Here is a 15,573-nt window from a genome sequence, read left to right on the forward strand (position 1 = left end):
TGTGCAGTGCGCTCATTATCGATGTCCGGAGTCGGCCATCGACAGGGCACCGGCTCTATCGCGCACGATCTGGCGAAGGTTCGGGCGACGAAGCCTGAAGGAGAGCCAGTAGCCCATGGCAATCATGTGACGTGGATCATCGCAGGTCTGTTCGTAGGCGCTTAGCCATTGATTTGCATGGGCCTCTGCTGTCGAAGCCGGGAGCGTGGAACGATCGAGCGCGTGAATGATGTCTTGAAGAAAATGCATGTTCACTGCCAGCTCGGTGCGAGTGAGAAGTACCGGCAAACACTCGTCGATCGTTTCATTTGAAAGCGCATAGGTGAACTGGTCCGGCTCAAAGCCTTTGATCTTTTCACCACGTTGAAGTGCAGCCAATTCTTTGACAATGAGCGTCTCTCTTGAACGCATGTCCGAAGTCTTGTCTTTGCTGGTGAAAAGAGCGCTGACGACGCGATCCACCCACGTGTCCAGAATTGGATTTATTTTGGGAAAGAGAACTCGATTCTCTTTAGCCTCGACGTCGCCAGCGAGAGTAACGATGCGTTTTTTTAATGCCTGGACTTTCTCTTCGACCTTCCGTAGCGAGCTGCTCGAAAGGTTGGCTTGAAAGTCGTCTGATAGTGTTTTGAGGAAGCTGGAGGGTGGAGCCGTAGACAACTTGCTCTCTAGATCGGTGAGAGAGTGTTGCGTCGAAATGAGGTGGTGTGCGCGTTTCTCCAAATAGATAGGGAGAATACGTGAACGCAACGATGTTGATGGTGTGCAAATGAGATCTCCCAATGTTTCAAGGACATTCTTCACGGGGGCCGTGCGAACGGTTTCGGTGAGCAGTTGGTCAATCTCCGCCTTAATACAGGACGGATCGGGTCGTTCGTCCGAATTCAGGCTGAGGAAGTTTTCAAGCCGATCTCCCTCCGCATGTTCAAACCAGGTTTTGGCTACAGCACGACGTCCAGGCAAGTTTTGATGGCGTCGAGCGAATGTGAGCTTTTCGTCCAACGGCAAAATTTCGCTTCGCTCAATCCAATGCTCGGGAAGAGGTTGAGCTGTGTTGGAGAGTGGTACCTCGCTGAATGATTTGGGGATTTCAATCAGTAGATTTCTCTGCTGTGCAAGCGTGAGGTGATGCCAGATCGCGTCAGCCCACTCTAGATCTTCAGCAACGAGACTCAGGTTGTAGGGGGTGTCAGCCCACGAGCGGATGTACGCTTTGTGGTGTCGCAGGGCCCATGACTCCCGCTCTTTGATCCATATGTCTGACTCTTGATTTGTTGAGGAGCGAGGGGGAAGGTCGTTTTTAAGGTGTTTTAGGACCTGGGGGCAGTCTTTATCGAGAGAAAGTTCCCAAACCTTCTTGAAGAGGGGTTTGAGTAAACCCCATCGGCTTTCCTCGGGGGCGTTTCGGATGGCGAGGATGTAAATCGACTTTCTGTCGATTTCGGAGAAAGAGCCCCAGAGTCTGGAGTCAGAAGATAAGTGCCGATAGTCATCGTTGACGGGGATTCTGTGAAGCACATTTAGGAGCTCTTCCCACTCCGAGTCGCTCGGGGCCCGAATGCCATTATACGGGTCCGCCATGGCGTTATATAGGGCATCGAATAGCGCACGTTGCGTTGCTATAAAGTCAAACTTGATGGCGAAAGGGGCTTTGAGCGAAGCGATTAAATATGAAGGTGAATTGAGCTTTGCGAGGAGTAGAAGGGCACGGTGGCGAAGATTCATAAATTGACTGATCGCCGGAAACGTGAGGGCGGGGCGAGGGTGAGGTTCGTTCGACGAGGTAATAACCTGGCCCTTGGTAAGCAAAAATAACGCTCTAGGCTCCTTTTGAAAGTTTTCAATGGTGAGCTCGACAAGCTCTTGTAGGAAGTCCGCTTTATTAAGGATTTCGATCAGGGTGAGCAGAATGTCTTCTGGGGTCTCTGGCCAGCGGATTTCGTCGGGCGAAGGGGCGACCTGGACAAATGAAACTGCAGGGTTCGTTAACCAGTTCGACGGAAAGCGACGTTCACGTTGGTCGAAGAGCCATATCAGCGCAGTAATAGGGCCATCGGATACGGTCGCGACGACCTCGCGTACGAGGGGTGGGAGAAGAGGAAAGAACCGGTCGTCGGAGAGTAGAGTGCGCAGCGGATAGAGGAGTTCGGGAGTAGGGGTTGTGGCGAATGTTTTTAGTGCATCTTCAATAATGGGGCGGAACGTGCATGAGCACTGCTCCACAGCCAGGTCGGCGTCGAGGTGTTGGTGGAGCCATTGCACGCGAGAGGCGAGGGTGGGGGCGCCTTTCAAAGAGTTGTATTCGGTGCCTGTTAGTATGGCTTTCTGGCAGTAGGGGTCGCCAGCCATGGCGAGGTGGGCGACCGGATGGCTCGGACAGTCATCTTCATGGCGGTATTCAAGCTCATAAAGCGTGGCTTCATCGAGTCCTATCGGCGAGATCTGGAAGGGGGCGTGTTCAAATAGAAACGTATCCGTCTTTTCGCTGTCGAGAGATGGCGCGGGATTCCAACGTTTGACGGCCTTGAGGATGCTGGGGGCAACGAAGGCTTTCAGGCATCGCAGAGCGGTTGTTTTATCACCGAGGCGCGGTAAGGCGTGGCGCAATAAGGGGCTGATCCGGGCGGCAAAGGTGGTTTGAAGGCTTGTGTCAGGTCGATTCTCGGGATCGTGTAGCCCGTGCAGCTTCGCCCAGAGCGCGGACGCCCAGAGCATGGTCAAGGCGTCGTCTGCTTCCATGCCTTCAAGATCGTTACGCATGGCGAGCCCCTCCAAGACTGCAAGCATGGCTTCGGGTTGGTTAATGCCTGTGGTTTCAATGGCCTGCTTGTACCACGCGTTGAGAGACTCGGGTTTTGCGAGTGAGACGGCATCGCTGACGAGGCGAGCGTTGGGGTTTACCTCCAAATTTTTAAGGTGCTCGGGGGTGAGGTGAAGCGCCGTTTCCAGCTCGGCAAACTCGAAGAAGATGCGAGTTAGCTGGTAGTGGGGCTGGCGATCATCGACCTCGATCTCTTTGAGAAGTTTGGATTTGACGAGTGCCAGAACGAGGGCATTGGGGAGGAGTTGGAGAATCTGCGTTCGCCGCTCAGGGGGTAACTCGTCTTTGTCGTTGAGAAGGACTCTTTCGAGCAGGTTGATGGCGTTGGTTATGGTGAAATCTTTCGAGGTTTTCACTTCCAGAATTCTATTGAGCTCTTCGCGAGATACCTGGCTTTGGAGGGAGCCTGCGATGTGGAGCCATCGCAGGAAGGTAGGCGAGGTTCGTTGTAGCCATTTTTGCGCATGGGGTTCGGCACTGGCCTGGAGGGTGTGACGCTCCCACTCGATGCGGCGGCTGTGTAAGGCACGCGTAGCCGGGTCGGTGAGGCGCCCTTCTCGAAAGTCTTCTATGGCGCGAAGGAGATGGTCTGGGGAGAAGGCGTCGAGGGTGGGCTCGGAAACCTGGCTGAAGAAGTCGCGTAGCTTTTCCGCCTCTTCGTTCGGGGTGAGTGCGAGCCCTCTAAGCGTATCGAGCCCGGCGTTGAAATCCTGATGGGAGAGGGGGAGGACCTTCAGTTTCAGTTCCTTGGGGTTGCGAGAGTAAGAGTGATTCTCGCCCTCAAATGTGAAGGAGCCCCCATGGTCTTCGGCAAGGCGCTCTACGCGTCGGGTGAGCAGCGCTAGTGCGCAGGATTCGTGGCCGCGATGGTGGGAGTCGCGGTCGCGCGAGGGTTCCACGGAGAGTTTGATCTCGGGAGGGGGCGTTGAGGCGGTGGGGCCGGCGATATCGAGTAGATAGTCGCGGAGTTCGGTCCAGCTGACGCTCAGAGCCTTGCTGTCTTCGATGGGGGATTTCGCCTCAATATTGAGCTCCTTTCGGAGGTCGGAGAGGCTTTTGGCGAGCTCTTCTCGAGCCAGACGAATGGGCAGGTGATTCAAATGTTGGGGGGAAAGGCCGACGGCTCGAGGCGGGGGGATGAGGGCCTCATAACGGGCCAGAAGCGATTCAGCAGTTTCACCCAAAAGGCCACAGAGAGCTTCGCCTTTTTCCGAGCGCTTTCCTCCAAGCCAGCGCTCCACGATGTGGGTGTGGCCGTTGAGGAATTTCGAGAGCTCAGAACGAACACTCTTCACTTTCTCATTGTTTTCCTCGAGCTCCGCAGCGAGGGCTTTGACGTGGCTCGTCTCCGTCATTTCAAAGATCCACGCCGACCATTCTTTGGCCTGCTCTTCGGTCAGTCGGGCGGGTAGGGCTGTGAGGTCCATATTCAGTCCATATTGGGGAAAGCGTTGGTGTTGAAGCCACGATACCGATGCCTGCAGTGATTGGAATGAAGTCGTGTGTAACACGCGTGTCGATATTGTGGAGCACCGTGTGACACGCGTATTGGCTAGGTTTGGTCTGTGTCCGGGCACTTCAGCGCGGCACAAACCAAAGGAGCCAATGATGTATCGATGGAATGAGCCGAAACTTTCGAAGCACGCCCGCCAGCGGATGAGGGAGCGCAAGATCGCGCTGCGGGACGTGATCACCGTCCTGAAACACGGGGAGTACGAGGAGCGCGAGGAGGATATTCGGGTGAGGATTCCCCAGTCGATCCTCGATGAGGGGGCGGACCCGCGTTTGCAGGAGCTGGTCGGTCTGATCGTGGTGCTCTCCCCGGACGAGGAGAGGGTCGTAACGGTCTTCCCCCGGGAATCCGCCGGGGGGCAGACGCTGAGGTTTACGCTCGGGATGCTCCTGGGAGCTCAGCTCGGCACGTTCGGCGGCGGCGGAGAAAACGGGGGTGGGCAATGAGTAGCAACGGAAAGAAGTGCGCCCGCGAGGCGATGACTGGAGCGGGAGGAGATGGCGTGACGAAGACGAACGCAGGAGAGAAAGCGACCCTCGGGAAGCGGCGGCTGCCGCTCTCGGTGAACTACCACATCAACACGCACTGCAATTTTGCGTGCAAGTTTTGCTTCGCGACCTTCGAGGACAGCAAGGCTGAGCTGGGTGGTTGCATGCTCAAAGAGCAGCAGCAGCTGGCCATCCTGGATGCCCTGGTGGCGGCCGGTGCGGAGAAGATCACCTTTGTGGGGGGAGAGCCGACGCTGATCCCCTGGCTGCCGAAGCTGGTCGAGCGAGCAAAGAAGAGCGGTGTCACGACAATGATCGTGACGAATGGATTCAGGCTGGAGGGCGAGCTTTTTGAGGCGCTGGCGCCGAATTTAGATTGGATTGCTTTCAGTGTGGATAGCGCGGATGTGGCGATCAATCGGGCGTCCGGGCGCGCGGCGAAGAAGGGTGGCGGGGTGCTTCCCGCGGCAGAGATGGTGCGTCGCGCGGCGATCGCCCGAAATCGGGGGATTCGCATCAAGCTGAATACGGTGGTGCATCAGCTCAACTGCAAGGAGGACATGAGCGACTTTGTGGCGGCGATGAAGCCGGAGCGTTGGAAGCTCTTTCAGGTGTTGCCCGTGAAGGGGCAGAACGACGGCTCGGTCGAGTCATTGCTCATCGAGCGCAGCCAGTTCGACGCTTATGTGGAGCGGCATCGGCACGTGGAAGCGTGCGGGGTGGAGGTGGTGCCGGAGTGCAACGATGCGATGCGCGGGTCCTATGCGATGGTCGACCCAGCTGGCCGATTTTTTGACAATACGGAGGGTGGCCACACCTACAGCAAACCGATTCTGGAGGTTGGGGTTGAGGCGGCATTTAAAGAGGTTTCGTTCGATGCGCAGAAGTTCGAGGCTCGCGGTGCGCTGTATGATTGGGCGAACGATGGCGATTCCGAGCGCAGCCCTCTGATTGCCATCTCCGGAGTCTCCGGTGCGGGAAAGGATAGCGCAGGGCAGATTCTGAGTGAAGAGCTGGGCTATGTGCGCGTCGCCATCGCCGATCCGCTTAAGGAGCTCGTTGGCGTGCTCTTCGGTTTGACGGAAGAGCAGCTCTGGGGAGCGCAGCGAAACGAGGTGGTCGAGGAGCTTGGTCGGTCACCGCGGAAGCTCTATCAGGAATTGGGGAGCTTCTGCCGCGAGATCGACCCGAATGTGTGGTTGAGGATCGCGTTGCGCCGGATTCGTGAGCTGATCGGTGAAGGCCAGCGTGTGGTTTGCACCGACGTGCGAACGCATGAGGAGTTCGAGGCGCTGCAGGCCGAGGGGGCGAGTGTGTGGCACATCACGCGGCGTGGTGCCGGGGCGCCTGAGGAGTTGTCTGCCGATGCCACGGAACGAGAGGCTCAAGAGTTGGCCAGACGTGAGGTTGGTGTGGTGATCGACAATGACGGAACGCTGGAGGAGCTGCGGGAGAAGGTGTTGAACGCGGCTCGATCTATCTCCCCTGCGAGCGCGGCAATTGGAACATGAAGCGGCGTAAACTCGTGGATTGTGGCGCGTTGAGCGCTGTGTGATTGAACGAAAAACCCCCGGTCGCTGTGACGGCCGGGGGTTTTTGTGTTTTGGATGTGGTGGGGCCGCCAACGGAAAGTGGTTGTGGGTTGGTGAAATGCCCAATCCGTCGGGAGGGGTCTTGTGCCCCTCCCGACCTTTTGGGGGGGGAGGGATGACGATCGAGGTAAATCGCGGGGGCCCACAAGAGGCCCCCCTACGGGAGGCGGATGAAAATCGAGGTCATTCGACGGGGCGTGCGGGTTTTTTTTTGGTGTGCGTGCGCCCCCCATCGTCCTCACGAATCGACCAGCGTCGTGTAGCGTGGCGCCCCACAACCACCTGACCACCTGACCACCTAACCTCAACGCGAGCCCCCCAACGCCCTCACAAATCGACCGCCATCGCGAACCCCGGCGTCCCACAACCACCCAACCACCCAACCTCAAAGGCGTGCGAATGTTCCGACCGAATGTTCCGACCGTGGGTCGGACATGAGCCCGTGTTTATGCGGTCGGTCGGCGATCGCATGTCAAACGAACGACGCGTTGTAGACGGGGTTGGTGAGCCCTTTCTTGTAGTGCGAATCCCTTTTGACTATCGCTCGTGGGTGCCTTTTTGCCGCTCCCAAACACATCTTTCCGACGGGGGGAGCGTCGCGGCGAGTTTGAGATCGTGCGGCCGCAGAGTTGGGCTGCGTTGAAGATCAGAGGATCCGGGGCTGGCCGGGCTCTTCCACAATGGAGTGTGTATGAAATGTCGATGTCTGGTGGTGGGTGGAATCGCAGCGAGTGCGGTGTGGAGTGCGGGGATGGGGAGCGCGGAGGCGTGCTCGGAGCCCCAGCCGGGGGTCGTGCTGGAAGAGGCGTGGCTGGAGGGGATGCCGCTCGACGGGGCGATCGTAGCGCGGCTGGATCGTCCGGAAGATGATTGGTCGGTGACCGTCACGGGTGCGGATGGCGAGCCTGTTGAGGGCAGCGTGCGCGAGGTCAGCTACGGGGTGGTGGGGGAGTATGAGTGGCGTTCGGCGCTTCTGGTGTGGACCCCGGAGGCGAGCTGGGAGCCGGAGCAGACCTACTCGGTGGAGATCGAGCTCGAGGCCGATTACGCCACGGGGCAGCCCTGGGAGCGGGCCGCGGTGAGTTTTATGACCGGGCAGACGACGATGGCGTCGCAGGATGCGTTTTCGTCGGTGCAGACGACATTCTCGGCCCCGGAGAAGCCCACGCGCAGCGAGTGCTGCGCCAGGGAGTGCGAGACCGCGGCGTGTGAGTGGGGGAGCGATTGCCGAGACTGCTGGGGGGTGGCGTATGCGCCTCATCCGACGGTGACGTCGACGCTTCAGATCGATGCGCTGGCCGCAGACGCGTTGCAGTACATGGTGCTCATCAAAGACGCCGAAGGGGATGCGATCGACGAGCGATGGATGCGCCACACAGGGGAGGCCACCGTCTCGGTGACGTACCCCCCCGACGCGTCCTCGCCCTATTGCGCGCATCTGGAGGTGACGCGTCTGACCACCGGGGAGGTGTTTACGCTGGAGCCGATCTGTGTTGAAGCGCCGGCGGGCACGAGCTTTGAGGAGGTCGAACGCGGGGAGCGGCCCGCGTGGGTCACGTGTCCGGGGGACGACGAGGGAGACTCCGGAGATGTAGGTGAAGAGAGTGATGCGGGAGACTTCGGGGATGCGGGTGGTCAGGGAGATGGGGGGCAGGGCGATGCGAGCGGCTCCGGGGATGGTGATACGTCCGGCGGCTGCAGCGTCAGTGGTTCGGGGGCCGGTGGTGGGACGTTTGTCGGTTTGCTGGCGATGCTGACGGTATCGCTGCGTCGTCGCCGTCGCTAAAGCGACGCGCTCCTTGCCATCCCCGCCACCCTCAGATGACGTTTATGAAGGGTTTGACGGCGGGGACCCATAAGGGGTCTCCCTACGGGAGGGGAGCGGGACATCGTATTTTTGCGAACCCCCCGACCGTGCTCACGAATCGACCGACGTCGCGAAGCGGGGCGCCCCACAACCACCCAACCACCTGACCACCTAACCTCAAAGCGAGCCCCCCAACGCCCGCACGAGCCGCCCGCCATCGCGAACCCCGGCGCTCAGGGCACCTTATCCCCCACCTGACACATGAAGCGGTCAGAGCTGGCACCCGGGCCGGGGAGGTCGTTGTAGCCTTCGACCGTGCCGTCGGGGAACCAGGAGTAGGTCATAGAGCCGGCGGTGGTGTTGTCGCCGTTGGGTTCGGCGATGTTCGCGCGTGTGCTGATAAAGAAGGGGCCGCCGTCGCTGGCGCTCCAGTCGCAGCCGGCGCTGGAGGAGTTGAAGGGCGTGCGGATGCAGGTGGCGCCGTCGACGTCGGGGTAGATGCCGAAGATGCGGGCGTAGTGGATGTTGGCGTCGGGGCCGATGTTGGCGGCGCGGGCCAGGGTAAGGGTGGCGTTCAGGTGGGCCTGGGAGCGGGGGATGTGCAGCTGCAGGCCGTGCTCGGCGCAGAGGGCCTCGGCGTCGGAGGCGTAGATGTTGGTGTCAGTCTTGATTTTGAGGAAGGTGTAGCCGCCGCCATCACTGGTCATATCGCAGTAGGCCTCAAGGTTTTTGAGCGGGCCCTCGCCATCGGGGTCGATGAGGTAGGTGCCGTCGGGCAGGCCGGGGGTGTCGGTGAGGGCGTCGAGGCAGCTTGTGGGGATGTCGCAGGTGTTGTCGGCGTCGCAGGTGTAGCCGCCGCAGTCGGCGTCGCTTGCGCATTGCTGGCCAGTGGAGCAGGGAGCACAGGAGCCGCCGCAGTCGAGATCGCTCTCGTCAGCGTCTTGAACCCCGTTGCTGCAGTGGTCAGTCTGGCAGACACCGAGATAGCAGTCGGAGGAGGCGCAGTCGTCATCCACGCGGCAGCTCGCCCCGGTCTGGCAGGAGGTCGCGCAGGAGCCGCCGCAGTCGGTGTCGCTCTCATCGCCGCTTTGCCGGCCGTCGAAGCAGGTGGTCTCCCGGCTCCAGATATGCCAGGCGCCGGTGGTCATGTCCTGCACGGAGCCGCATTTGGCGCGTCCGTCGTCGCTGCCCCAGTCGGTGCCGTCGGTCTGGTTGGAGTCCATGCCGCGATCGCTAAAGTCGACGGTAAAGTCTGTGTCAGCGTCACAGCGGTCTTCTCCCTCCATGTAGCCTTGTTCGTACGCGTCCAGGTTGGATTTGAGTTCGCCAGTGAGGTTGTTACGGCGATTCCAGGGGCCGGTGTAGCCTGCGCCTTGATTCTCTTCAAAGCAGGAGTCGGCGTGAGAGCCGGTGGTGATGGTCTGGTACCAGGAGACGTCGTAGAAGGAGAGATCCACGTCGAAGGTGGGGCCCTGAGAGGCGGTCGCGTCAACTTTGCAGGTAAAGCGCATATCGCCGGTGGTATCGACGAGGGAGCGCAGACCACTCCAGATGCCGGTCTGGCCGCTGGCCGGGTCGAGGGTGCTCAGGTCGGCGTAGTGCTCGGAGGCCTCATCTCGAAGCAGGGTCTGGAAGGTGGAGGCGACGAGCGTCCAGCCGCCGCCGTCGGTGTCCATGTCGCAGTAGACGTCTTCGAGGGTGCCGTCTTCGTCGGGGTCGATGCTGTAGACGCCGCTGGTGGTGGTGCCGCCGAGCAGGAGGTCGAGGCAGGAGACGGGGTTGGGGGCGCAGCTCAAACCGTAGGCGCAGTGGCCGGAGGTGCAGTCATCGCCGGAGGTGCAGGACGCGCCGTCTTCGCAGGCTGTGCAGTTGGGGCCGCCGCAGTCCACGTCGCTCTCGTCCTGGTTGAGGATGCCATCGTCGCAGGTGGTGAGCTGGCAGGTGTTGGTGCAGGCGTCGGTGTCGATGTCGTTGCCGTCGTCGCAGGCTTCGACGCCCTCTTCGACGATGCCGTCGCCGCAGGTGGCGACCACGCAGGTGGAGAGGCAGGCGTCGGTGTCGATGTCGTTGCCGTCGTCGCAGGCTTCGCCTTCGTGCAAGACGCCGTCGCCGCAGGTGGGCAGTGCGCAGGCGTTGGTGCAGGCGTCGTCGTCGATGTCATTGCCGTCATCGCAGCCTTCGCCGGGCTGCATAAAGCCGTCGCCGCAGGCGGCGAGTTCGCAGGCGTTGGTGCAGGCGTCGGTGTTGAGGTCGTTGCCGTCGTCGCAGGACTCGCCGGCTGCGGTATTGAGGATGCCATCGCCGCAGGAGGCCGCGGAGCAGTCCGCGTTGCAGGTTTCCGATTCGCCGGCGTCGTCGCAGGTTTCACCAGCGCTTTCGTTGAGGATGCCATCGCCGCAGGAGGCCACGGTGCAGTCCGCGTTGCAGGTCTCGGACTGGCCGGCGTCGTCGCAGTCCTCACCCTCGTGGATCACGCCATCGCCGCAGGAGGGCCGGGCGCAGAGGCCGTCTGCCGGGTGGCAGAAGTCGCTTTCGCATTGGTCGTCCCGCTCGCAGGCGGCGCCATCGTCGCGCAGGCCCTCGGTGGGGGAGGGGTCGGCGTCGTCGCCGCAGGCGCTCAGGGCGGTGAGAGCGGCCAGGATGAACATGGCGAGTGAAGGTTTGATGGATAGTGCGGGGTAAACATACATAAAAACTCCATAGTTCATCTGAAAAGCGTAGGCGGAGGTAGGGTTTCAGAACGTGACACTTCATGTCACAACGTCGACCTCCTATGCAACGCGACACCGATGAGGCGTGGCGGGCGCCTACACGAGGGGCCCCTGCGGCAGGAGGCGGGAGATTGGGGGGGTAAGCCTCCCAACGTCCTCACAGATCGACCGACATCGCGAAGCGTGACGCCCCACAACCACCTGACCACCCAACCACAACCCGCGAACCCCCACCGCTCGCACGAATCGACCATCGTCGCGAACCCGGGCGCCCCCCGGACCCCTCAGAACGGGCTCTCATCGAGGCTTGCGGCGAAAGTGCCTTCGATGAAGATACGGTCTTCGCACTGGTAGCCGCAGGAGTTGCAGACGTAGCCCCGGAACTCGCCAGCGATCAGGCCGTAGTCGTTGGCGGTGATGGTGATCGAGCTTTCCGCGTAGGCCTCCCAGCTCTCACAGCGATCCAGGGAGTAGTAGAGGGTGTTGAAGTTGTGTTCGACGTCCCACTCCAGGGCGATCACATCGGCGGGGTAGACGCCGGGTTGGATGGAGGGCCAGCCGAGCGAGAGGCCTTCGTCGTAGAGGTCGAGGGTGTAGCGGTTTTCGGCAAAACTCGTGTAGTCGTTGTGGTCGATCTCGTCGTCGGTGGTGAACTCCAGGACGACCTCATCGACGGTCATCTGGACTTCGGCGCCGGAGAAGAGGGGCGGGCCGCAGGCCAGGGCAAAGAGCGGCAGGGCAAGGAGGAGGGGGCGTAAGGTAGAGGTGTTCATCATCAATCTCCCAGCGTGACGGAGCGTGAGGCGGGCCAGCGGATGGTGCGGCGCTGCAGGCGGCCGTCGATGAGGGCGGCGAGTGTGTAGTCGGCTTCTTCGACCATCAGGACGACGCGGGGGCCGGTGCCGACGAGCACGTCGTTGACGTAGAGGGGGGTGTTGTCGGGGAGGTTGACGACCAGGCAGTCGCAGCGCTCGGTGAGTTGGCTCAGGTGGGCGATGGCCTGCTGAAGGGGGATGGCGAAGTTGATGCTCTGGGCGTCGGTGAGACCTGCGGTGACCACGCCGATGGCGTCGCCGTCGAGGTTGACGACGGGGCCGCCGGAGCTTCCGGGGTTGAGCGGGATCTGGGTCTGAAAGAGGGGGCGCTCCTCGCCGGCGGGGTAGATGTTGGAGATCATGCCTGTGGTGTAGGTCCAGATGGCGCCGCGGCCGTGGCCAACGGCGGCGGCCCAGTCGCCGACGGCGACGTCGTGCATGCCGGCCATGCGCAGGGCGGGGACGCCGCTGACACGGACTTTGACCAGGGCCAGGTCGATGTCACCGGCGCGCTCGATCACCTCGCCGGTGAGGCGTCGGCCGTCGTGGAGGACGACCTGCACGCGCGAGTGATCGCCGACGACGTGGGCGTTGGTGAGGATGAGGCCGTCGGAGGAGACGAAGAAGCCTGAGCCCAGGCCCTCGGCGTGGGTGAGAAAGACGACCGAGGGGGCGACGCGGGTGAAGATGGCGCGCTGCTCCCGTTGCAGCTGGCGGAGTGCGGCGTTGGGGGCGGCCTCCGGGGCGGCCTCGTCGGTGTTGATCAGCCTGGCGTTGTTTTGCTGAGCGGCGGTGTCCTGAGCGGCGGCGTCTGTTGGGCTTACCAGGCTCGTGGCGAGGCCGAGGATGAGGCCGGCCAGGAGGAGGGTGAGCAGGTTGAGCGCCCCGGGCGCACGGCTGCGGTGCGGCGGTGTGTGTGGGGGGAGCCTGCGATAAGGCGGTGTGTGGGGGTTGAGGATCATTACCAGCGCCCTCGGAGGTGCAGGCCGCCCCGGGTGTCGGGGCCGCCCTGGAGGTAGGGGGAGAGCTCGAGACGCATACCTTCGGCGTCGTCGGCCCGGGGCAGGGTGCCCTCTTCGACACCGCCTCCGCCGCTGACGCCGCCCACTCCTCGGGGTGCTGTGGTGCCGGTGTTGGTCTTATGCACAACATCTCGAAGCTCGGTGAGGCTCAGGGGGTGGGGGTTGTAGAGGGCCGCGGCGCTGCGGATGACGAGGCCTGTGAGCGCGGCGGCGATGCCGACGCCGGCCAGCGAGAGGCCGGAGATGCGCTGGCCGGAGAGGGCGTCGAAGGATTCCTGGGCGCGGCAGTTGTTCTGCATGGCGGGCTGGACGTAGGCCGAGCACATCGCCACGGCGGGATCGTCGGCGGGGAACTGCCGGAAGTAGGTGCTGATGGCCAGGGCGGAGCCCCCGGCCAGGAGGGCGAGGCCGGTGTAGCCGGTGATGCGACCGATGCTCGTTCGGCGCGCCTTGCTGCGGGCGTTGGTCTCGTAGGCGCTGGCGAGGTCGTCGCGTCCCAGGGTGCGGTAGATGTCGGCGCGGGCGGTGGTCTCACCGGTCTCGGTGTCGTGAAGCTGCCAGGTGCGACCCTGGTTTTGCAGGCGGAGGCGCCCGCTCTGCGTCTTAGCGCCGGTGCCCTCGTTGCCGACGACGTCCTGGATGGCGCTCTGGGTGGCGTCGACGGCTTCTTGCGAGATGCCGCGGCCGATGTTCCGGCGTTGCTCGGCGGTCAGGGGGACGCCCGGGTAGACCATAAAGCCGGCGAGGGCCGCGCCCTCGATGCTGTAGAAGGTGATCATGGCCATGGAGGCGGTGGGGCCGTCGTTGATCGAGACCGACTGCGTTCCGCGGATGCCCAATCCGCCGGCGGTCTGCGACTCGGCGTCGGGTTCGGGTTGTGAGGTCTGCGCGTCGTCGGAAGACGCCTCCTCATCGTCATCGCGGCGCTGCGGGGCCTCGCCCTCCTCCAGCTCTGCGATGAGCGCAGGGTCGTCGGTCTTGATGGCTCCCAGAACAGGTTCTTCTTCGGTGTCTTCAGCGTCGGTGTCTTCAGCGTCGGCGTCGGGGGTGTTTGCCTCCGCGTCTTCAAAGAGCGCGGCGAGTGAGCCGTCGTCCGGTGTGCCGATGCGTATGGAGTCGTCTTCGCCGACGGAGAGCGGGTCATCGTTGAAGGTGCGGACGATGACGACGGCGTCGACCGGAAGGTGTTTGAGGCGCGCGATGACCTCGTCGTCGGCGAGCCCTTCGACGCTGCTCATGACGGGGTTGATGATGGCCATGGGGGAGCCGGCCTCGAGGAGGTTTTTGCGCAGCGCGGCACCCGCGCCGGTGGCTCCGGGGCCGCCGGGGGCGATCACCACGCGGATCTCACGCAGCTCCTCGGGCAGGGAGTCGGGGTGAAAGGTCTGCGACCAGTCCTGAGCCAGGGCCGGGGAGGCGATGAGAAGAAAAAGGGTGGCGATGAGGACGGATAGTGTGCGGATCATGAACCATCTCAGGGGTGAGCGGTATCGGGTGCAGAGCGTAGCGAGAGCGTGCCAGCGCGCGAAGCATGAGGGCGCGCGTCGTGGTGTGGGGAATGCGTGTTAAGGCGTGTCTTCATAGCTGAAAGAAGGGCGTGCTGACAAACGGGGGGCGGGCAGGTGCTGGTGCTCGTACTCGTGCTGGTACTCGTACGCGATCTCGGGCTCGATCTCGATCACGGGCACGATCTCGGGCTCGTGGTTGTGTACGACCGGGGGGCGAACATCGCGTTGTGGATATGCGGGCTGGTGAAGGTTTGTGATGTTGAACGTGGGAGTGGGATCTCCTTAGTTTGGGGCATCGGTACGTTTTTGGGTGATGTGAAAATCGGAGCGAAGGAGTAGCGATGTCGCGTGGTGTGGTGGTCGGGTGTGTGTGGGTGCTTCTGAGTGGATGTGCGGCCGGGAGCGGGGGGATGGCGAGTGAGGCGCCGGTGGAGTCGTCGCAGCAGGAGGTGCGAGACGAGGGGGAGAGTGAGGCGGCAGCGTCGGAGGCCACAGCCGCGGAAGCCCCGCAGGAGGAGACCTTCGAGGTGCCGGGCTTTGGGGAGGTGACCGATGCGGAGTACGCCGCGCTGGTGGAGCAGGGGCGCAGCGCGCGGGTGCAGGCGACGCTGGCGGAGCTGGAGGCGGAGCTCAAGGCGCATGCCGAGGGTGAGGTGCCGCCGCGGTTGGGCGATGGCGAGGGGGCCGACGATGTGGCCGAGCGCCTGGCGTACCTGCGGGAGATCGATGGGTTCTGGCGCGCGGCCTTCTCGGTGCTCAGCGGAGACTGGGAGGCCGAGGAGATGTTGGCGCTGGAGCATGAGCTGGCGAGCCGGGGGGCGGCCCGGGATCGGGAGACGAGCGGAGAGCTTCGGGCGTATCTGGAGAACAACCCCTGGCCGTCGATCACGCGGGTTGGGGAGCAGGCCTCGGCCGATGCGTGGCGGATTGTGCAGCATGCCGACTATGCTCCGGAGTTTCAGGCCGCGGTGCTGGAGCGCTTGAAGGGGCAGGTCGAGGAGGGCCATGTGGCCGCGCATCATGTGGCGATGCTCGAGGATCGGGTGGCGATGCATCGCGGGGAGGCGCAGCGCTATGGCACCCAGGGGCAGTGCGGCCCCTCGGGCTGGGAGCCCTTTGAGGTGGAGGCGCCCGAGGAGCTCGACGCGCGTCGCGCCGCGGTCGGCCTGGAGCCCATGGACGAGTATAAACTCCGTTTTGAATCCATGTGCTCGCCGAGCGCCCCAGGACAACGCTGACGGTGTCGCTGCGTCCTCGCGGTAGCGCTGCTACAGCGTCGTCCTTGCTCCTTGTCAG

The 15,573-nt window shown here is 62.6% G+C and carries 9 protein-coding genes; 4 read left to right on the plus strand and 5 right to left on the minus strand.

What is annotated here, in order from left to right:
* Positions 1–15 precede the first annotated feature (15 nt).
* Positions 16–4,248, minus strand: coding sequence for a hypothetical protein (locus tag FRC96_RS00615; protein ID WP_146972110.1), 4,233 nt, complete (start codon positions 4,246–4,248; stop codon positions 16–18).
* A gap of 181 nt (positions 4,249–4,429) precedes the next feature.
* On the opposite strand from FRC96_RS00615, the gene FRC96_RS00620 reads away from it, so the two are divergent.
* The 3 genes from FRC96_RS00620 (at position 4,430) to FRC96_RS00630 (ending at position 8,200) form a co-directional block, all read left to right on the plus strand.
* The gene (locus FRC96_RS00620) at positions 4,430–4,780 is read left to right on the plus strand and encodes a DUF4258 domain-containing protein (RefSeq protein WP_230469693.1); all 351 of its coding nucleotides are present in this window, start codon (positions 4,430–4,432) and stop codon (positions 4,778–4,780) included.
* Between the two features lie 56 nt (positions 4,781–4,836).
* The gene (locus tag FRC96_RS00625) at positions 4,837–6,333 is read left to right on the plus strand and encodes a viperin family antiviral radical SAM protein (protein ID WP_230469694.1); all 1,497 of its coding nucleotides are present in this window, start codon (positions 4,837–4,839) and stop codon (positions 6,331–6,333) included.
* A 772-nt stretch (positions 6,334–7,105) separates the two neighbouring features.
* The gene (locus FRC96_RS00630) at positions 7,106–8,200 is read left to right on the plus strand and encodes an MYXO-CTERM sorting domain-containing protein (RefSeq protein WP_146972112.1); all 1,095 of its coding nucleotides are present in this window, start codon (positions 7,106–7,108) and stop codon (positions 8,198–8,200) included.
* Positions 8,201–8,454: 254 nt separating this feature from the next.
* Here the strand turns inward: FRC96_RS00630 and FRC96_RS22565 are convergent, their stop codons facing one another.
* The 4 genes from FRC96_RS22565 to FRC96_RS00650 all read right to left on the minus strand — a co-directional run bounded on the left by FRC96_RS22565 (position 8,455) and on the right by FRC96_RS00650 (position 14,235).
* Positions 8,455–10,911: a fibrinogen-like YCDxxxxGGGW domain-containing protein gene (locus FRC96_RS22565; protein ID WP_283808875.1), complete on the minus strand. Its 2,457-nt coding sequence runs from the start codon at positions 10,909–10,911 to the stop codon at positions 8,455–8,457.
* Between the two features lie 305 nt (positions 10,912–11,216).
* Positions 11,217–11,705, minus strand: a complete 489-nt coding sequence (locus FRC96_RS00640; RefSeq protein WP_146972114.1) for a hypothetical protein — start codon at positions 11,703–11,705, stop codon at positions 11,217–11,219.
* A 2-nt stretch (positions 11,706–11,707) separates the two neighbouring features.
* Positions 11,708–12,709 (minus strand): S1C family serine protease, encoded by a 1,002-nt coding sequence (locus FRC96_RS00645; protein ID WP_146972115.1) that lies wholly within the window; start codon positions 12,707–12,709, stop codon positions 11,708–11,710.
* Positions 12,709–14,235 carry a hypothetical protein gene (locus FRC96_RS00650; RefSeq protein ID WP_146972116.1) on the minus strand — a complete coding sequence of 509 codons (1,527 nt, stop codon included), beginning with the start codon at positions 14,233–14,235 and terminating at the stop codon, positions 12,709–12,711. Before FRC96_RS00650 ends, FRC96_RS00645 begins: the two co-directional genes overlap by 1 nt.
* Before the next feature lie 383 nt (positions 14,236–14,618).
* Between FRC96_RS00650 and FRC96_RS22570 the strand changes: the two genes are divergently transcribed.
* Complete coding sequence (locus FRC96_RS22570) at positions 14,619–15,515, plus strand: DUF6624 domain-containing protein (protein ID WP_146972117.1); 897 nt, start codon at positions 14,619–14,621, stop codon at positions 15,513–15,515.
* Positions 15,516–15,573: the final 58 nt, after the last annotated feature.

This window comes from Lujinxingia vulgaris (assembly GCF_007997005.1).
Classification (GTDB): domain Bacteria; phylum Myxococcota_A; class Bradymonadia; order Bradymonadales; family Bradymonadaceae; genus Lujinxingia.